This is a genomic window from Acidianus brierleyi, assembly GCF_003201835.2.
Lineage (GTDB): Archaea > Thermoproteota > Thermoprotei_A > Sulfolobales > Sulfolobaceae > Aramenus > Aramenus brierleyi.
In genome coordinates this window covers 134,688-153,753 of record NZ_CP029289.2, presented here as the reverse complement: position 1 = coordinate 153,753, position 19,066 = coordinate 134,688, and the positions used below count along the sequence as shown (strand labels likewise).

Below are 19,066 nucleotides of genomic sequence, written 5' to 3'. Positions count from 1 at the left end.
AACTACCAAATAAGCTTTGGTTGAGATAATGGAGCCTAAATTAATATTTGAAGAAACATTAAAATGCCCAGTATGCGGTAAAAATACTCTTGTAGCTAGGGATTACCTTTATGAGTCTGAAAATACTGGAAAACTTATTTTATCAAATTGGGTTTGTAGTAATTGTAACTATAGATACAGAGACGTTAAACCTTATGAGACTTATACGCCTAAAAAAATTGAGTTGAAAATAGAGAGAGATGAAGATTTAAATATTCTAGTTTATAGATCAGCTTTTGCTTCAATGTTTATACCAGAATTAGATGTTGAGATTACACCAATGGCAGGGTCTCAAGGTATAATATCTACAGTCGAAGGTTTAATAGAAGCTATAATGGATAATTTAGGAAGTTTATGCGACGAAAATAATTGTAAAAAGCTATATAAAGCAAAAAATGGTGAGTTAACTTTCACATTAATAATAGAAGATCCTTCTGGTTTAAGTTTTATTAAAAGTGAAAAAGCAAAAATTACTCAACTTTTATCTCTTTCCCAGAGCTAGTCTCTATTTTCTTGAAAGTTACTTCTAATACTCCATTTTTATATGTGGCTTTTGCCGAATTCTCATCGACCTTAGCTGGTAATTCAACTTCCTTATAATATTTCTTATCGGGAGAATTTGCACTTATAGTTAATTTATTTCCATCAACTGTCACTTTTATGCTATTTTTATCGACTCCAGGTACTTCTGCTACTACACTTATTTCGTCTTTCTTTTCTATAACATCCACCACTGGCTCCCTTTCTTCACTTATTACTGGTTTATTTCCTAGTCTTTTAATATTGCCAAATTCTTCTACTACTGGTTTTCCATCTGGTCCTACAGTTACGCTAAATCCATAAACATAAGGTCCGTATGTCTTAACTTCGCCTTTTTTGGCTGCCTCAAAAAACTCTCTTTCCATATCTTCAAATTCTTTTTCTAGATCTCTAATCATGTCATCAAAGTAACTGAATGGATCTTTTCTTTCTTTTCTTCCGGCCATCTTTGGTCGTGTATGTTATCTCAATGTAGGAATTTAAAATTTACTAAAAATACTATCTTTCTTGAACAAGTTCAATGAGCGTTCCCATAGAGCTCTTAGGATGTATAAACGCCACTAAATGTCCTCTTGCCCCTTTTCTTGGTTCCTTATCGATTAGTGTTAGTCCTTCATTCTGTAAATCTTTTAAAGACATTTCAATATTTGAAACTCTTATCGCTATATGATGTAAGCCCGGCCCCCTATTTTTTAAGAATTTTGCTATTGTATTATTGAGATCTTCATGGTTTACTGGTTCTAATAACTCTAAAGCTGTCTCTCCATTTTTACCTATCATAAATGCTACTTTTAGACCTCTGTCCTCAAGGATTTCCTTATCGATAACTTTCATACCGAATTTTTCTTGATAAAAATTAATCGCGTTTTCTAGGTTTTCCACAACTATACCTATATGATCTACATTTTCTGATTCCATATGCTAATTGATTCATTTTCACTTATAAATTTGATTAAAAAGCAAAGGTTTTATACTGTTTAAGCAATTGTATATTGGGTATTTCTATTGGATGTAGAAGATAGATTACGAGAATGGGAAGATAACGTATATAAGAAGTGGATTGCTAAGAGAAAAGAACGTAAAGCTGTATTTACAACTCCTTCTGGAATTCAAATAAAACCATTGTATACCCCTTTGGATTTAAAAGGAGATTATAATGAGAATATTGGATTTCCAGGAGAATATCCTTACACACGAGGTATATATCCTAATATGTATAGAGGAAGGATATGGACAATAAGACAATATGCTGGGTTTGGATCCTCTGAAGATACTAATTTGCGTTTTAGAAAACTTTTAGAAGCAGGACAAACGGGCTTAAGCATGGCTTTTGATTTACCAACACAATTAGGTTTAGATCCAGACAATGATTTAGCATATACAGAAGTAGGCGTTGTAGGAGTGTCAATGTTCCACTGGAAAGAAATGGATAATGTAATGAGTTCTATACCTATAGATAAAGTATCTACATCTATGACTATCAATGCTACAGCAATGGAATTGTTATCTATGTATGTTACTACGGCAGAAAATAGAGGAATCGACACTAGATTAGTTGACGGTACAGTACAAAATGATATCTTAAAAGAATATATAGCCAGAAAAAATTTCATTTATCCTCCTGAACCTTCAATGAGGTACGCAGTAGACCTTATAGAATATTCCTATAAGAACTTCCCTAAATGGCATCCAATAAGTATAAGTGGATATCACATTAGGGAAGCGGGAGCTGATGCCGTACTTGAGGTAGCTTTTACATTATCAGATGGAATAGAGTACGTTAGAAAAACTATTGAGAGAGGAATTCCTGTTGATGATTTTGCTTCAACACTATCGTTCTTTTTTGCAGGATATACAAACATATTTGAGGAAGTAGCCAAGTTTAGAGCTGCAAGAAGGATATGGGCTAAAATAATGAAGGAATGGTTTAACGCTAAAAAACCAGATTCTATGACCCTAAAGTTTCATACTCAGACTGGAGGTGCTGAGTTAACAGCACAGCAGCCAGAAATTAATATAATTCGTACAACATTACAAGCATTGGCAGCAGTATTAGGTGGAACTCAAAGCCTACATGTTAACGCGTATGATGAGGCCCTGGCATTGCCAGGAGAAAAAGCAGCAAAAATAGCAATAAGGGTACAGCAAATAATAGCCTACGAGAGTGGAAGCACAGAAACTGTTGATCCATTAGCAGGTTCTTATTATATAGAATGGTTAACAGACGAAATAGAAGATAAAGCATGGAAAATAATTCATAAAATTGAAGACATGGGAGGTATGATGAGTGCAATTGAAAAAGGATATCCGCAGGCCGAGATTGCCGAGAGTGCATATAGGCTTCAAAAGAAAATTGAAGACGGTGATATGATTAAAATAGGAGTAAATTTTGCTTTTGAACAAGACTGGTTAGGAACTACGGAAGTATTTAGAGTTAATCCAGAGGTTAGAGAAAGAGTTCTACAAAGATTGAAAAAATATAGATCAGAAAGAGATGAAATGAAGACTAGAGATTCATTAAATAGTTTAAGAAAAGTTGCAGAAAGTAGAAAAGAAAATATGTTTCCTCATATACTTAATGCAGTAAAATCAGGAGCTACTGTAGGAGAAATAAGTAATACACTAAGAGAAGTATGGGGAGAATATAGGGAACCTATTATTTTTTAATAGAATTATGTAACTCTAGAAATCTTTCCTTATTTTTTACTGGTGCGTCTTTATTTTCTCTTACTACATCCCATTTATCCCAAGGGAATATTATCCACTTATCTATTATTTTACTATAATAATCTGGATATTTTCTGGACCATGGTTTCACATATATAGTAGCTGTTCTTATTAATGACGGATTGAACATTGCTATGACGTTTGTTACAGCCTCTAGTGTTTCTCCACTATCTGCAACATCGTCAACTATTAGAATTTTCTTATTTTCGACGTCATTAACATAAACTGCTTTTACTACAGGCTTAGCATCTGTTTTATTAACTCCTCTATAAAATTTTATTTCTATGTATCTTAACGTTTTTATTCCAAAAATATCAGAAAAAAGTTTAGCTGGAATTACTCCTCCTGTTAAGATAGCTATTATAACGTCAGGAACAAATTTTTCATTGGCTATTTTTTCTGCTATTTGAAATACGTCTTCTTCTATTTCGTCCCATGTAGGAATATAATATTCAACCATTTATAGTCACCAACGGAATTTCAAATTCCTCTTCAAGTAGACCGCCATGGTGTCCTTTAAGCTTTCCATAATCTCCATTTTCCTTATAATCAAAGATATATGCCTTATTATCTTCTGGTACTGCTATAAAATCTGGTAAATCTATATTACCTATTTTTCCAAATAGTTTTTCCATTTCTATTTTTGTAAATATTTTTAGATTAAATTTATGAGATAAATAGGTCTTCATATCATACCTACTTCTTAGAAATAAAGCTCTAGAGTCACCATATGGAGGTACGTCAAGCATTCCCATAAATTCCTTGTCTTCTTTTATGTTTATATTATCAGATACCATTACGTGGCCATGATCTGCTGTAATGATAAATGTGTATTGATTAAATTTATTTGCTATAGAATAGATTGACTCGAAAATTTCTCTAGCCGCTGAAATTGTTGGTTCGGCATAAGGTCCATGTTTATGTGCTAACGTATCCACGTATGGTAAATAAAAGTAAATAAAATCATAATTATTATTAAGGCTTTGAGAGAAAAGATACATAGCGTCCCAAAAATCTACATATGGTTTATGCTCAGTAGTTCGTGCATGTGTAGCTTTAGAAAATTCTGTATCTTCTATTCCTTTCGGAACTATATCTAAAGTTTTCTTATCTTTTATTTCTTGTAAATATCCTCTTACATTAGGGAAAGCTTTATCAAAAGGCACTGCGCCCTTCAAAGAATCTCTCTCATCTATTGCAGGGTGAGTATATTTTAATGTATTTATTATTCCTCCCATGTTCTTTACAAAAGTGTTGTATCCGAGGATTCCATGTTCGCCTGGAGTCATGGCTGTAAATAATGTTGTTAAAACTGTAGATGTAGTAGATGGAAATACTGTTTGAATTTTTCTTGCTTCTGGTTTATTAATGTTGGCTTTTTGCATTATATTCCATCCAAAACCATCCATAAGTATTACAACTAATCTTCTTCCAGAAATATCTATTTTGCTTAAGCACTCTCTATTTACACCTAGAAAGTCAGATATTCCACATGCTAAAGAGTACAGATTTTCGTTATAGTTAGGTAATATCATAGCAAATAATGTTAAAATCCCCCTTATAAAATAACTTACAATGGCTACTCAAGATTTAATAATAATATTTTCATATATAGCAATTGGTTTAGTATCAATTTCTATAGCTTTAGCTCTTTTAGCGTGGATGATAGAGAGGAAGTAATTATGTATGATGTAATCATAATTGGTGCTGGACATAATGGATTAGTAACAGCTTCTTATTTAGCTAAAAATGGCCTTAAGGTAGCCGTTTTTGAGCGAAGAAACATAGTAGGTGGAGCATCAGTAACAGAAGAGCTGTGGCCTGGTATAAAAGTTTCTACAGGAGCTTATGTCTTAAGTCTTTTTAGGCAAAAAATTATTGATGACTTGAACCTTTATAGTAATGGGTTAAAAGTATATACCAAAGATCCTGGATTATTTGTTCCTTTCCCAAATGGTAAGAATCTTTACATATGGTCTAGTCTAAAGAAGACACAAAAAGAAATAGAAAAATTTTCCAAGCAAGATTCTAAGAATTATGAAAAGTGGGTAAAATTCTGGGATCCTTTTTATGAGTTGGCGGATTTATTGATGCTAAATAGACCTATAAAAATTTCTGAGATTGAAAATATAGTAAGTTTAATAAAAAATTTAAATATAGATGAAGAAAAAGCACTTAATTTTATGCGAACTTTCGTACAAGATGGAAAGTCTTTATTAGACGAATTTTTCGAAAGTGATGAAGTAAAATCAGCATTAATTGAAGATGCGGTAGTCGGCACTTACGCTTCTCCTTCAACTTCTGGGACAGCATATGTCCTTGCTCACCATGTAATAGGAGAAGTCAATGGCATAAAAGGTGCGTGGGGTTATGTAGAGGGTGGAATGGGAGGCATAACGCAAGCATTAAAAAGAAGTGCAGAAAAATTTGGTGTAGATATTTTTACTCAATCGGAAATTTCTGAAATAAAAATTAAAAATAATCAAGTTAATGGAGTCATGTTAAATTCTGGAAAAGTAATAGAAAGTAAAATAGTTGTGTCTAATGCCGATCCTAAAACAACTTTCTTGAGATTAGTAAAATCCGATATGGATAATGATTTTATTAAAAAGATAAGGAATCTTAAGACTACGGGTGTTTCTTTCAAAATAGTTGGATATCTTGAAGAATTACCTAATTTTGGGAACGGAACTTCACTAGCTCCAGAGCATATTGCTTCCGAGTTAATTATGCCTAGTGTAGAGTATATAGAGAAATCCTTTTACGATGCAAAATTTTTTGGATACTCAAAAGAACCTTGGCTATCTATTAATATACAATCTAGCGTGGATCCTACAGTAGCTCCTCCAGGAAAGTTTGTTTTCTCAATTTTTGGACAATATTTGCCTTATTCTAAGAAATTAGATAGTATTAAAGATAAAATAGCGGAGATAACTATTAATAAAATAAGGGAATTTGCACCAAACTTCAATCCTATAAAATATGAAGTCTTAACTCCTCTAGATATTGAAAGAAGATTCGGAATATGGGAAGGCAATATATTTCACGTTGACATGACTCCTGATCAATTATATGTATTTCGTCCTATACCTAGCTTTAGTGATTATACTACTCCAATTAAGGGGCTTTACTTATGCGGATCTGGAACACACCCAGGAGGTGGAGTTACTGGAGCACCAGGTTATAATGCAGCAACAAAAATTTTGGAAGATATTAGGTCTGGTTATTATAAATGATTTGGTTATGATGTTTTTCTTTTACCTAGTTAAATTATTTTTTATAAGTTTTTTATAAAATACTCATTATAACACGCTTAAATATTGCCATGCCAATAATATATCTTGATTTAAATGAGCTATACAGAGACCTTAATTATACTTTTTATATCACTTTCTATTATTGTATTCTTACTTATGGGGATATTTAAGAAGTTTACTACAAATTTCATGTCAAGCGATAAAGCGACGCAACTACAAGTAAAAAATAAGAAAAAAGATGAAGAGGAGAAAAAAGTTAGCTGGACAGAAATTGGCGGGTATCCAGATGTCAAGAAGGAAATAAAAGATTACGTTGAATTTCCTCTCAAAAACAAGGACGTTGCTAGAAGATATGGTTTAAGGCCTCCTAAAGGTATTCTCTTATTTGGTCCCCCCGGATGTGGTAAAACGTTAATGATGAGAGCGTTAGCTTCTGACGCCAAAATAAACTTCATTTATGTTAATGTAAGTGATATAATGAGTAAATGGTATGGCGAGAGCGAGGCTAGACTTAGAGAACTTTTTGCAAACGCTAGGAAAAATGCTCCTTGTATATTATTCTTTGATGAGATAGACACTATAGGAGTAAAAAGAGAGAGTCATACAGGAGACTCAGTTACACCTAGATTGTTATCATTGATGTTGTCGGAAATAGATGGTTTACATAGTGATGACGGTGTGATAATTGTAGGTTCTACTAATGTTCCTCAAACATTGGATAAAGCGCTCTTAAGAGCAGGCAGGTTTGACAAATTAATTTACGTAGGTCCTCCCAATAAGGATGCAAGACTAGAGATTCTTAAAATACATTGTGGTGGGAAACCATTAGCTGATGACGTTAGTCTTGAAAAGATAGCTGATATGACAGAAAGATATAGTGGTGCAGATTTAGCTAATATTTGTCAAGAAGCAGCTAGGAAAGTGGCAGTTGAGGCGCTTGAGACTAACAAAGACAGGAAAATAACAATGCAAGATTTCTTAGATATAATTCAAAGATATAAGCCTAGCATAACTTTGCAGATGTTAGAAGATTTTGAGAAATTTAGATTAGATTATGAAAGAAGATCAAGAAAAGGCGATGATATAGAAACAGAAATAGGCGACAAAATAACACTTGATGATATAGGTGGATACACTAAGGTTAAAATTGAGTTAAAAGAGTTATTGGAACTCCAATTGAAATATTCTGCTTTGATGGAACAAATGAAGGTTCCTCCAATAAGAGGAATTTTGCTTTATGGACCTCCTGGAGTTGGAAAAACAATGATGGCAAAAGCACTATCTAAAACTCTTGATGTTAAGTTAATATCTGTTAGCGTTGCAGAAATTATGTATAAAGGATATGAGGGAGCAGTTTCTACCATAAAAGAAGTATTTAACAGAGCTAGGGAAAATAGACCATCAATAGTGCTGTTGGACGAACTAGACGCAATAGCCTCGAAGAGATCTCAGAAAAATGGAGGTGAATCTTCTAAAATAGTAAATCAGCTCCTAACTGAAATGGACGGTATAAGAAATCTTAAAGAGGTAGTAGTAATAGGTACTACAAATAGAATAAGAACTATTGATCCTGCTTTATTAAGACCTGGCAGATTTGATATTATAGTAAAAATGGGGTTACCTAACAAGGAAGAAAGGTTAGATATATTGCAAAAATACCTTGGTAAAGATACATGCGAAAAAGTTAACTGCGCAAAAATAGCTGAGTTGACAGACAATTATAGTGGTGCAGATTTAGCTGCATTAGCTAGAGAAGCTAAAATAAGAGTCTTAAAGGACGTAATAAAGGGTAACACAAATAGAGTTATTTCAGAGGAAGATCTATTAGAAGCATATAAGAAAATAAAGCCCTCTACTATAAAAAAAGTCTCTTCTTCAGTTCTTCATCATAAGTGAGCATTATTTCTCCTATCACGTCTACAGATTCTAAGGATGAAGTTATAATTTCGTTTCTAGAGTTGAATGGATATATCTTTAATGATGAACAAAAACCAGTTGAGGCCGCTACATCTACGTTTCTTATTTTATCTCTTATATCAAAGTAGAAGTATGCTTTGCCAGTGCATATTAATATCATGTCTAATGATGAAGATCCTAGAGTTCGTATTTTGAATCCTTCTAGTTTTTTTAAAATTTGATAAGCTTTATCAATTTCTTTTTTACCGAAGTATGCTAGTACTATATTACTTTTAGGTCTAACATTTTCTACTATATTTCCATTAATATACGATTTTCCATTATAGTATGTATATATTTCTTTTGAAAATATATTTGCTACAACACCTGCATATGATCTTATAAAGTTTTTTTCATTGTTCTTGTAAAGTGCTATTGAAACTGAGGACCATGGAATACCATTTATAAAGTTAGTACTTCCATCCAATGGATCTATTACAGCTATGTAGTCATAATTATTCTCATTAATAGTCCCGGATTCTTCCGAAACAAATAAAAATTTATATCCAGTATTTCTTAATAATTCAAAAATATAATCTTCTGATTTCTTGTCAACTACTCTTGTTGTGTCATCTCCATGCCGTCCAATTATCTTGTCTATTCCTTCTTTACCTTTTAATTCATTTAGGAAATCAATTGCTTCTTTGCCTATATCTCTAAGTATTTTTTCCAATTTTATCTTACCTTATGTTCATTTAGATATGTATATGCACTATGTGCAGCTACAGCTCCTTGAGCAGTGGCCGTGGTAATTTGTCTAAATCCTATCCATGTAGCAGTACAGTCGCCGGCAGCAAATACACCGGGTAAATTAGTTCTCGTCCATTCATCTACCTTTATATATCCGTTTTTGTCTGTTTCAAGGGAGTTAGCTTTTGCAAAATCAACAGGAGGCTCAAATCCAATTTCTATAAATATTCCATTAACATCTAGTTGTCTAGTTTCTCCAGATTTTAAATTCTTTACAGTAATTTGTTTTACAATTTTGTCTCCTTTGATTTCTGTAACAGAAGAATTAAAGATAAATTCTACATTAGGCTTAGCCTTAACGTTTTCTACATAGAATGGTTGAGCTTTAAACTGATCTCTTCTATGAATTAAATAGACTTTAGTAGCGTACCTAGAAATTAATTCTGTACCTTCTAATGCAGAATCTCCTCCACCAACTACTGCAACAATTCTATTTTTAAACAGTGGTGCATCACATACTGAACAATAGGATACTCCTCTACCAGCAAATTGATCTTCGCCAGGTACATTTAGTTTCCTTCTTTTTACTCCTACTGCAACAATTATAGTCCTAGTTTTTACTTCTCCTTTTCTTTTAGTTTTTACGATATATAGGTCTCCTTCTTTTTTGAAAGATTCTACAGAATCAAGAATCACTGGTACATTATATTTCTCTATATGTGAGTTAAATACTCTTATCATTTCTTGTGCTTGAATTCCAATTAATCCTAAGTAGTCATCTACCTCTCCTGCCTCTGTTAATTGCCCACCAGGAGTTTCTCCTATAACTAGAGTCTTAAGCATATATCTACCGCAGTATAATGCTGCACTATACGCTGCAGGTCCAAGACCTATAATTACAGTATCAAAAACTTGGTTTAAGTCAACATTTGAGGATTTGGGTAAAAGACTCATACTATTATTTTAAATACAGTTTTTTTAAAGCTTATTTTTTTCAAACATTTAATCGCTAGGACTAGTAGTCATAGCGTTATACTTAATTTAAATTTTTACCAAATATATTATATAGAATATTGAAATTTTAGTCCTTTATAATTCGTTATTAATATCGAAACACTTTTAGATCATAGATTAAACGAAGGCAATATTTAGGTGTAATTCAAAATATAGGATGTGAAAGCGTTAGTAGTGACTGGCAAATTAGCTTACCCTATTGTTAGGGAGGTTACAAAAAAGTATGATAATGTCGATGTGAAAGTATTAAATTACCCTGTAGCAGCTCTAATGAGTATCAGATATATACTAGAAAATCTAAAAAATATTGATAAAAAGTACGACGTTATAATATTGCCAGGGCTTGTAAATGGAGACGTCAAAATAATAGAAGATACTTTGGGTATAAAAACATTTAAAGGAACAGAAAATGCGTGGGATATTCCACTAGTCTTTGATGCGTTAGATAAGGGAATACCGCTTTCTACAATAGATCCAGCTGATGAAATAATAAGTAGAATAAAAGAGAAAAATATTGATAGTTATGAAGAAAAAATCATAAATAATGCCCAAATAGCATTCGACCTTGGTGTAAGGATTCCATTATATCCTCCGCCTTTTAGAATATTCTTGGAGATGGATCCCAAGTGGGGTTGTGATAAAATAAGAGAAGAAATACAGAGAACTAGAAATTTCGTAGATGTATTTGTTATAGGATTTCCAGTTGGACATAATGATAACGAAGAAGTAAGAAGAAAACTAAACATTGCTATTGATGAGGGAGTTATTGTAGGTATTGATGCCGAGTCACCAAGTGAATTAATATATGGAATAAAAAACGGCGCTAAGTTTGTCTTTAATTTAAACGAAATTAATATTGATAAATTGACAGAGGCAAAAAAGGAAGCTGCTTTTATTGTAGCACCTTTTAATGTAGAAAATAGAGGAGATATTACCATTAATTTAGTAAAGAAAGCTAAAAATCTAGGTTACGATATGCTTATAGCTGATCCTGTTTTATCTCCGCCACTAGAAGGACTAGTAGATAGTCTTTTTGAATATAGGAAAGTAAGAAAATTGTTACCAGACATACCTTTGCTTATGGGAATATTGAATGTTTCCGAGTTAATAGACGCAGATAGCCACGGTGTAAATGCTTTGATGACATCTATAGCTGGAGAAATAGGTATATCTAATCTCCTTGTTATGGAAAAAGGCAAGACAAAATGGAGCTCTTGGGAAACTAAGACTGCATCAAAACTGGTAGGAATTTCTATGTTACAAAGAAAGCCACCAAAAGATATTGGAATAGACTTACTAATACTTAAGGATAAAAAGAAAATAGAAGAAAGAGTTAATATAGAAAAGGCAGAAGTTGCCGAGTATTCTCCTCCAGATATGGATTCAGCAGGATTTGCTAAGATATTTAAACTTGAAGATAAGATAGGAGTAGAATTTTATGGTAAGAAAAAAATTAGTATTATAGGCAATGACGGTTTAGCTATAGGAAGAAAATTAGTTAAAGAAATAGATCTAACTCCACAGCATGCATTATATATAGGATATGAATTAGCTAAGGCTGAAATAGCTATGAATCTAGACAAGAATTATATTCAAGATAGCCCTCTATTTAAAAAGTTATATGTGGAGAGAAGAAATGAATGAGTATGGCCCACGAATTATAGCAATACCTAATACTATTTATGAAAAATATAAGAACTATACTGTTGTCGTGGCAGTCCTACCTACTATTACTAAGGGAGAAATTATAGAGAAGCTAAGAAACAGCATGAGCGTAACTGTTTGTGATTATATCGAATGTTATCCTTTATTATTTGGCGGAATATTCGTATTCTTAGACGATAAAGTTTTAACTAGATATGAGTTCGAGGGGTACGTAAGAATAGATCAGCAAAAATATGACGAATTTAATATTAATGATTTTGTCAGGGAGAAATGCTATACCTTTGAAAAAGAAACATTATGTTTTACAAAATCAAAATGTAATAATTGTATTCCTATAGATAATGTAGGATTAAGATTTATTATTTAATTTATATTATCTAAAATATTTCCACAAGAATGTGTGTTATTTTACTTAAAATTCTTTTTTATGTTAAGTCTATTTGTATGATTTTGACTTTGAAAATTATGGATATTCTACAATAGCATAAGAATCCTTTCCTTCATAGATTTTTACAGCTATTTTGAATTTTCTATCAAGCTTCTCATATATGTCTCTAGCCACTTCTATTGCTATATATTCTGCAGTAGGAAAAGGCGCATCTATATTTTTTACTTCAACTTTGAAGGGTGCTTCTATATTTATCTTATTATAATCATCTGTTGGTACTATAAATTTATGATCCCACTTAGATATTATGTCTTGAATAGTTTTTTTTGCTATATTAAAATCAATTACAAAACCGTTGGAAGGATTTACCTCACCTTCTATCTCTACATTTAATATATAAGTATGTCCATGAAGTTGCGAATCTTGAGGAGAAGATAATGTATAGTGTGCGGAATCTATCGTGAAACCCTCTATTCCAACTTTAACTTTCATATAATGACCTCCTTAGATTCTTATTAAAATGCTCCCATAAAGCTTCTTCAAGATATCTTATTTCATCGCATATAGAAATAATATTTGAATTTTTTCTGATATCTTCTATTTTTTTATATATTTGCATTAAAGTCTCAAAATTTCCTTCTGCTATAATCTTATCATTATATTTAATTCCATTTCCTATTATAACGTCTCCTCCATACTCTATAAGCCTAAATATAGTATAAATTAAATTATATATATTTACATTGTAATTACTAAAAATATCTTCTAATTCACGTTTTAAAGTATCTACATTTGTGTTAATTAAATCAGTTAGGCTATCTACGACTTCAAGCTGAGCCCTAAAGTTCTCATTTTTTAGAAGATCTCTATATTTGGAATTTTCTAGACAATGAATACCACAAGGCACATTAATTTCGATAATATTAATATCCATTGAAGGTTTATCTTCTAAGTATTCCTTTTCCATAAGGTCTATTTTATAAGTGATAATAATAAACTTAAAGCTAACTTATGTAGTAAATTTGTAATTATTTTATATAATGTAAAAGTACTATTTATTTCATTTCTTCTCATTAAAAACAAACTTAAACCTTCTTATTTGATAGCGTATTTCTCTAGAACAACTATCTTTCGTGATTGAGAGATAGTATAGAAAGATTTTTCCCTACTATACTGATAAACATAATAATGGTTTTAGATTATGTTAATTTAGATTCTGAGGAATGCGGATTCAATCCAATTGATGCAATATATTTCTTGAAAGGAAAAGACATAGTATTTATAATTTCTACTAGTAATCCTTATTATGAAGATATTATAAAAATCTTTCATATAGAAATATTAAAGAAAGATGGTGATAAAATATTCTTTACAGTACTTTCTGGTGGCTAAATTTTTATTCAAGAATAAGGTCAATTTTTGGATTTAAGGAAATAGATGATTATAAATCAGCATCAATTTTGAACGAAATATTAAGTGATAACCCGGTGGATTTACTTAATATATTAAATCACAAAGAGGTTGCAGTAATAGGAGCAGGCCCAAGTTTAGAAAAAATAGACAAAATTAGGGAAGAAGTCATTATTTCTGCTGATGGAGCTACCAATTATCTAGTATCTAAGGGAATAATTCCAGATATTATTGTAACAGATTTAGATGGAATAGAAACATTTCCCAATTCGGTTTACGTAGTTCATGCTCACGGAAATAACATCAATTTACTCCATAAAGTATATAATATGACTAAGGTTATAGGCACAGCTCAAGTCTCACCGTTTGGGAGAATAAATTTATTTGGAGGATTTACTGATGGAGACAGAGCAGTTGTTATAGCAAAAAAATTTGGAGCTTCAAAAATAATTCTATATGGAATGGATTTTGATTCAAATTTGATAGGAAAATTTTCTAAACCGTATTTGTTGTCTGATGTACCAATTTCATGGATAAAGAGAAACAAACTAAAAATTGCTAAAGAAATTGTCAAGTTGACTTTAGAGCAAAATTTATAAAAGTTAAAATAGTTATCAATCTGAGTGTGTTGGGGTATGAGTATTCTCCAAGCCTAAAGTTAGAGTCTTAGATACTACCTTAAGAGACGGTGAACAGGCTCCTGGTATTGATCTAACTGTGGAGCAAAAAGTTAGAATAGCTAAGCAATTATCAAAATTAGGAGTCGATGTAATTGAAGCAGGTTTTCCTGCATCTTCAGAAGGAGAGTTTATAGCTACTAAGAAAATTCTAGAGGAAGTTGGTGATAACACTGAAGTCATTGGATTAGCTAGAGCAAATAAGTATGATATAGATAAGGTAATTAGTACGGGTCTTTCTAGTATTCATATATTTATAGCTACATCAGATATACATTTGAAATATAAACTGAAAATGACTAGAGACGAGGTTCTTGAAAAAATATATGATAATGTTAGATATGCCAAGGATCATGGATTAGTTGTTGAATATAGTCCAGAAGATGCTACGAGGACTGAAAATGAATTTTTGATTAGAGCTATAAAAACTGCACTAGAAGCAGGGGCTGATAGGATAAATATACCAGATACTGTAGGTACAATGGATCCTTTCAGATTTTATAACTTAATAAAAGAAATAGTTAGCGCTACAAATGATAAGATAGTAAGCGTGCATTGTCATAACGATTTTGGCCTAGCTACTGCCAATTCTATAGCAGGCGTTGCGGCGGGAGCTAGACAAGTTCATGTTACAGTAAATGGAATAGGTGAAAGAGCAGGTAATGCATCACTAGAGGAAGTAGTCATGGCTTTAAAGAAACTTATGGGATTTGATGTAAATATTAAAACTTGGATGCTTTACGATACAAGTAAGTTAGTTTCCGAAATTACTGGAATTCCTATACCATACTTTAAAGCAATAGTAGGTGAAAACGCTTTCGGACATGAGGCCGGAATACATGTTCATGGTGTAGTTGAAAATCCATTAACTTATGAGCCTATAAGCCCTGAAGAAGTAGGTAATTTTAGGAGAATAGCATTAGGCAAACATAGTGGAATTCATGGATTAAAGAAAGTCTTAGAAGATCAAGGTATTTATCTGAACGACGATCAGCTGAAAATAGTTCTACAAGAAGTTAAGAAACTTGCTGATGAAGGTAATAAGATAACTTCAGAAGAAGCTAAAAACATAGCAATCAAGCTTTTGAACTCGTAATTTCCTTATATTTTTTATGATAAAATATTTTGGACATTCTATGTTTTCCATAGATGATAAGATTTTAATAGATCCGCATGATGGAGGCAGTATAGGATTAACTAAACCTAATGTAGAATATACAGATCTAGTCTTAATAACTCACGATCATTATGATCATAACGCCTATCAATTACTAAAATTTAAGGAAATAAAACAGTCCTTTTATGGAAATTATACTTTTGAAGGATATAAAATATTGGGTTTAAGAGCATTCCATGATAAGGAGAATGGAAAAAGAAGAGGAGAAACTGCTATATATAGAATTGATACTGGAAAAAGTATCATAGTTCATTTAGGTGATGTATGTGATAAACTAAGTGAAAAAATCATTAAAGAAATTTCTTCACCAGATATCTTGATGATACCAATAGGAGGGCTAATAACAATTGATTATAAGGAGGCTATAGATTTAATAAATGATTTAAAACCAAGTACGGTAATACCAATGCATTATTGGGTTAATGGACATTTAATGCCGTTAGATCCACCAGATGAATTCTTAAGAAAAATGGGATGGAAAATAAGAGAATTAAACAAAAATTACTTTGAAGATATAGAAAAGGGAGAAATAATCTATTTTAAAGCCTAATTTTCTCCACTTTTGCTACTGGTACAGTTTCTTTTTTAACTTCGTCCCCTACCATTTTTTCTATTGCTTTTCGTATAGCTTCGCTTCTATTTAATCCATATCTTATTGCATATCTATCTAATAGTTCTAATAGGTCTTCTTCTGCTTTAAATGTAACAACTCTCATTCTAGATCTATATTATATCTTCCTCTTGTAAGGTTTAAGTATTTTCTAGAGCGATATTACAGTCTTTTAACTAAAAGAGGAAGACTAAATATGCAAGATTAATATATTTGTATTTCATAGATTATTATTGAGAGGAGAATACAGTTGCCGACAATTCATTTATCACTACCAGAGTCTTTATATGAAGAATTAAGGAGAAAAGCTGACGATATGGGAGTTCAGATAACTGACTTAGTTAAGTTTTTTATAAAACAAGGTATAGAAGGTAAAGAAGATACAGGAGAAGAAAATGGAGAGCAATATGAAGAAAGTGTAGCTTTTCTGGAAGCTAAGGTAGCTCAGCTTGACGCTATGGTTTCTGAGCTAGTAAAGAAAATTAAGCTTTTAGAAGAAGGAGAAGATGAAGATACTGAAGAAGTTGAGATTAAAAGAGAAAACGCTTAAAATACTTTTATAAGTAATTATATTGTGGACCTATGTGAAATGTTCTCGTGTTCCGAGAGCATATGAGCATAGGTGGGTCCCAATTATTTAAAAAATGATGTCGCAGGGACGTACTGAAAAAATGAGGAGTTGACTTAAAATAACTGAGTTACATTGAGATAAGTGTTACTGTTCTTATTATATTTGAATTTCTTCTAATTTGAGATATAACTTTATTCAACTCTTCGAGTGTCGGGGCTTCTATTTCTACTACTATATCATATTCTCCATATACAGGTGTTGCTTCTTTAACTCCTTGAATTCTTTTTAAATCGTTTACTATATCCGTTTCTTTACCTATTGAAGTTATTAAAAGTACATATCCTTTTACAATACTCATATCTTATCTTCGTCTTTCAAAAATTAAAAATCTTATTTGAGTAGAAGTCTTTCGTTATCAAGGAGTTTTGACGATATCAGTATTAATAATATACTAGCTAATATTGTTCCTGATATATAGAATATAGATTCTAGTATTAAACCGAAGACATATAAAAGAAGTGACGCTACAATCTGTACATAAGGTATTACTAAAATCATAGACATAGGAAAAGTTAAGTTTCCAAAGTTAACAAATAACGCTGAAAAAGAAGCTAAAAGACCGAAACTAGTTATTAGGAAGTTGATTATTTGTATATTTCTGCTAGATCCCCCTACTAGAACTAGAACGAAAGTGCTTAATGCTGCGGTTAGGAAGATCATTGTTAAATATAATATGAGAACTACTACTGCAAAACTTAACGAAAAACTTACTGATGCACCAACAATAAATGGAGCAAAAATAGAGAATATAACTAAGCCTGCTATATCACCTATAGAGGATATTGTGCCTAATATCATAGATATTATTATCTTAGAAAATATGAAGGCTCTTGCAGATACTGGCGATGCCAGAAGTGATTCTAATGTTTTTCTTTCTTTCTCTCCAAGTATTCCGTCAGTTACAAAATATATTACTGGCGTAGATGCTGGAAAAAGAATTATTGCCACTATTCTAGCTAACTGTGCAAACTGATCTTGTGCACTTGTAACATGTTTTCCAGTAGGTTGTATATATTGTAGATACATTTCTACTGGTTCTCGAATTTTTTGTGGAGGTACGTTAACATGAGATATATTTTCTATCTCATGAATTCTGTAAATAGAAACATTATATAAAATATTGTAAAGTCCATTTTCAACTAGATCAAAAGCTCTACTATTAGACGAGATAACATAGGTTATTTTAATTATTGCAGTTCTATTTATATTTGTTACATTCTCTGCAAATTCTTTAGGAAATACAACTTGAACATCTGGAATATGAACTGATGAATTAATATATGCTATACCCCATTACTTTGTATATAAGATTCTAGATTTCTTACATAGGGGAGATTTGAATAGTTTTCATTTACAATTTCTACTACTGGTGGTTGAGAAACAGCAGCAGCAAATATTATTATCCCGATTAGTGGTAATAATAGTAGAGGTAATATTATAGAGCCTAAAATTAGCTTTCTATCTCTTTTTACGTCTAGCCATTCTTTGGATAATAGGTATCTTAACATTTTTCACCATCTGTAACCTTTATAAATGCCTCTTCTAAGTTAGTTGTACCGGTTAATTTTACAATTTCCTGAGGTTTTCCATTAGCCACAATTTTTCCATTATTTATTAAAGAAATCTCATCACAGAGATATTCTACCTCTAACATGTTATGAGAAGAGAGTATAATAGTAGTGTCTCCTTTTAGTTCTCTTATTGTTTTTCTAACTTTTATTGCAGATTCGACATCCAACGCTGACGTTGGTTCGTCTAAAATAGCTACTTTTGGCCTTACCATCAACGTTCTCGCTATAAGCAACCTTCGTTTCATTCCTCTACTATATTCTGATGTTCTATCGTATATTCTATCTCCTAAATCTGCTATTTTGATACCTCTTTCAATCAGTTCCTTTGTCTCTTTTTTATTTCCTCTAGAATATATCTGGGCGTAAAACATCAGGTTTTCATATCCAGTTAGTCGATCATAAGGAAATGCGTCTTCTGGCATATATGAGATTAAACCATTCTTCCTAGCAATTTCTGGTGTTAACCCAAAAATTTCCACGTTTCCAGAATAATGCTTAATTATTCCAGCTAAAATCCTTAACGTAGTAGTTTTCCCAGCACCATTAGGCCCTATAATTCCATAAACTTCTCCTATTTTAACCTTGAACGATATGCCATCAAGTATAAGTTTAGTCTTAAAGTTTTTCTTCAAATTAGTAACACTTACTGCAATGTCATTATTAGTCATACTAGGATTATCTTGTAATTACTATAATATAATGTTTAGCGAAATA

At 31.8% G+C, this 19,066-nt stretch carries 23 protein-coding genes and 1 pseudogene; 11 read left to right on the top strand and 13 right to left on the bottom strand.

Features of this window, described 5'->3' with window-relative positions; all coding sequences use genetic code 11:
* Positions 1-28: 28 nt before the first annotated feature.
* Positions 29-541, top strand: coding sequence for a ZPR1 zinc finger domain-containing protein (locus tag DFR85_RS16645; protein ID WP_110269249.1), 513 nt, complete (start codon positions 29-31; stop codon positions 539-541).
* Here the strand turns inward: DFR85_RS16645 and hsp20 are convergent.
* Both hsp20 and mce read right to left on the bottom strand, forming a co-directional pair.
* Positions 510-1,025 (bottom strand): archaeal heat shock protein Hsp20, encoded by a 516-nt coding sequence (hsp20, locus tag DFR85_RS16640; protein WP_110269248.1) that lies wholly within the window; start codon positions 1,023-1,025, stop codon positions 510-512. The genes DFR85_RS16645 and hsp20 overlap by 32 nt on opposite strands.
* Before the next feature lie 52 nt (positions 1,026-1,077).
* Positions 1,078-1,497 carry a methylmalonyl-CoA epimerase gene (gene mce / locus DFR85_RS16635; protein ID WP_110269247.1) on the bottom strand — a complete coding sequence of 140 codons (420 nt, stop codon included), beginning with the start codon at positions 1,495-1,497 and terminating at the stop codon, positions 1,078-1,080.
* Between the two features lie 87 nt (positions 1,498-1,584).
* Between mce and DFR85_RS16630 the strand changes: the two genes are divergently transcribed.
* A complete protein-coding gene (locus tag DFR85_RS16630; protein WP_110269246.1) occupies positions 1,585-3,246 on the top strand; it encodes an acyl-CoA mutase large subunit family protein in 1,662 nt (553 codons plus the stop codon).
* Here DFR85_RS16630 and DFR85_RS16625 read toward each other — a convergent pair.
* Together DFR85_RS16625 and DFR85_RS16620 are read right to left on the bottom strand one after the other, a co-directional pair.
* On the bottom strand, positions 3,236-3,766 hold the full coding sequence (locus tag DFR85_RS16625; RefSeq protein ID WP_110269245.1) for a phosphoribosyltransferase: 531 nt from the start codon (positions 3,764-3,766) through the stop codon (positions 3,236-3,238). The two genes, DFR85_RS16630 and DFR85_RS16625, sit on opposite strands and share 11 nt — an antisense overlap.
* Positions 3,759-4,841 (bottom strand): alkaline phosphatase family protein, encoded by a 1,083-nt coding sequence (locus tag DFR85_RS16620; protein WP_110269244.1) that lies wholly within the window; start codon positions 4,839-4,841, stop codon positions 3,759-3,761. The genes DFR85_RS16625 and DFR85_RS16620 overlap by 8 nt, the downstream gene beginning before the upstream one ends.
* A 147-nt stretch (positions 4,842-4,988) precedes the next feature.
* On the opposite strand from DFR85_RS16620, the gene DFR85_RS16615 reads away from it, so the two are divergent.
* Together DFR85_RS16615 and DFR85_RS16610 are read left to right on the top strand one after the other, a co-directional pair.
* Positions 4,989-6,542: a phytoene desaturase family protein gene (locus DFR85_RS16615; protein ID WP_110269243.1), complete on the top strand. Its 1,554-nt coding sequence runs from the start codon at positions 4,989-4,991 to the stop codon at positions 6,540-6,542.
* 114 nt (positions 6,543-6,656) lie between these two features.
* Complete coding sequence (locus DFR85_RS16610) at positions 6,657-8,459, top strand: AAA family ATPase (RefSeq protein WP_168367102.1); 1,803 nt, start codon at positions 6,657-6,659, stop codon at positions 8,457-8,459.
* Here DFR85_RS16610 and DFR85_RS16605 read toward each other — a convergent pair.
* Positions 8,419-9,192: an inositol monophosphatase family protein gene (locus DFR85_RS16605; RefSeq protein WP_110269242.1), complete on the bottom strand. Its 774-nt coding sequence runs from the start codon at positions 9,190-9,192 to the stop codon at positions 8,419-8,421. The genes DFR85_RS16610 and DFR85_RS16605 overlap by 41 nt on opposite strands.
* 2 nt (positions 9,193-9,194) lie before the next feature.
* The gene (locus DFR85_RS16600; RefSeq protein WP_110269241.1) at positions 9,195-10,163 is read right to left on the bottom strand and encodes an NAD(P)/FAD-dependent oxidoreductase; all 969 of its coding nucleotides are present in this window, start codon (positions 10,161-10,163) and stop codon (positions 9,195-9,197) included.
* Between the two features lie 219 nt (positions 10,164-10,382).
* Between DFR85_RS16600 and DFR85_RS16595 the strand changes: the two genes are divergently transcribed.
* Positions 10,383-11,867: a dihydropteroate synthase-like protein gene (locus tag DFR85_RS16595; protein ID WP_110269240.1), complete on the top strand. Its 1,485-nt coding sequence runs from the start codon at positions 10,383-10,385 to the stop codon at positions 11,865-11,867.
* Positions 11,860-12,255, top strand: a complete 396-nt coding sequence (locus tag DFR85_RS16590) for a hypothetical protein (protein WP_162582543.1) — start codon at positions 11,860-11,862, stop codon at positions 12,253-12,255. The genes DFR85_RS16595 and DFR85_RS16590 overlap by 8 nt, the downstream gene beginning before the upstream one ends.
* 96 nt (positions 12,256-12,351) lie before the next feature.
* Here the strand turns inward: DFR85_RS16590 and DFR85_RS16585 are convergent, their stop codons facing one another.
* Together DFR85_RS16585 and DFR85_RS16580 are read right to left on the bottom strand one after the other, a co-directional pair.
* The gene (locus DFR85_RS16585) at positions 12,352-12,768 is read right to left on the bottom strand and encodes a 6-pyruvoyl trahydropterin synthase family protein (RefSeq protein WP_110269238.1); all 417 of its coding nucleotides are present in this window, start codon (positions 12,766-12,768) and stop codon (positions 12,352-12,354) included.
* On the bottom strand, positions 12,758-13,243 hold the full coding sequence (locus DFR85_RS16580; protein WP_246252959.1) for a hypothetical protein: 486 nt from the start codon (positions 13,241-13,243) through the stop codon (positions 12,758-12,760). Before DFR85_RS16580 ends, DFR85_RS16585 begins: the two co-directional genes overlap by 11 nt.
* A 221-nt stretch (positions 13,244-13,464) precedes the next feature.
* Here DFR85_RS16580 and DFR85_RS16575 point away from each other — a divergent pair, with 221 nt between their 5' ends.
* From DFR85_RS16575 to DFR85_RS16560, 4 genes and pseudogenes are all read left to right on the top strand, one after another.
* The gene (locus tag DFR85_RS16575; protein ID WP_110269236.1) at positions 13,465-13,668 is read left to right on the top strand and encodes a hypothetical protein; all 204 of its coding nucleotides are present in this window, start codon (positions 13,465-13,467) and stop codon (positions 13,666-13,668) included.
* A gap of 23 nt (positions 13,669-13,691) precedes the next feature.
* Positions 13,692-14,285: a 6-hydroxymethylpterin diphosphokinase MptE-like protein gene (locus tag DFR85_RS16570; protein WP_110269235.1), complete on the top strand. Its 594-nt coding sequence runs from the start codon at positions 13,692-13,694 to the stop codon at positions 14,283-14,285.
* A 64-nt stretch (positions 14,286-14,349) separates the two neighbouring features.
* A pseudogene (locus DFR85_RS16565) lies at positions 14,350-15,459 on the top strand (isopropylmalate synthase); the annotation flags it as partial.
* A 16-nt stretch (positions 15,460-15,475) separates the two neighbouring features.
* On the top strand, positions 15,476-16,090 hold the full coding sequence (locus tag DFR85_RS16560; RefSeq protein ID WP_110269234.1) for an MBL fold metallo-hydrolase: 615 nt from the start codon (positions 15,476-15,478) through the stop codon (positions 16,088-16,090).
* Here the strand turns inward: DFR85_RS16560 and ccr1 are convergent.
* A complete protein-coding gene (gene ccr1, locus DFR85_RS16555; protein ID WP_110269233.1) occupies positions 16,080-16,256 on the bottom strand; it encodes an aCcr1 family cell cycle regulator in 177 nt (58 codons plus the stop codon). The genes DFR85_RS16560 and ccr1 overlap by 11 nt on opposite strands.
* A 144-nt stretch (positions 16,257-16,400) precedes the next feature.
* Between ccr1 and DFR85_RS16550 the strand changes: the two genes are divergently transcribed.
* Entirely contained in the window at positions 16,401-16,700 is a 300-nt protein-coding gene (locus tag DFR85_RS16550) for a ribbon-helix-helix domain-containing protein (protein WP_110269232.1), read from the top strand.
* 148 nt (positions 16,701-16,848) lie between these two features.
* On the opposite strand, the gene DFR85_RS16545 is transcribed toward DFR85_RS16550, so the two are convergent.
* From DFR85_RS16545 to DFR85_RS16535, 4 genes are all read right to left on the bottom strand, one after another.
* Entirely contained in the window at positions 16,849-17,079 is a 231-nt protein-coding gene (locus DFR85_RS16545; protein ID WP_110269231.1) for an Lrp/AsnC ligand binding domain-containing protein, read from the bottom strand.
* 32 nt (positions 17,080-17,111) lie between these two features.
* Entirely contained in the window at positions 17,112-17,969 is an 858-nt protein-coding gene (locus tag DFR85_RS16540; protein WP_246253093.1) for an ABC transporter permease, read from the bottom strand.
* Between the two features lie 95 nt (positions 17,970-18,064).
* A complete protein-coding gene (locus DFR85_RS31735; protein WP_246252958.1) occupies positions 18,065-18,289 on the bottom strand; it encodes a hypothetical protein in 225 nt (74 codons plus the stop codon).
* The gene (locus DFR85_RS16535) at positions 18,283-19,020 is read right to left on the bottom strand and encodes an ABC transporter ATP-binding protein (RefSeq protein ID WP_110269230.1); all 738 of its coding nucleotides are present in this window, start codon (positions 19,018-19,020) and stop codon (positions 18,283-18,285) included. The genes DFR85_RS31735 and DFR85_RS16535 overlap by 7 nt, the downstream gene beginning before the upstream one ends.
* Positions 19,021-19,066 lie beyond the last annotated feature (46 nt).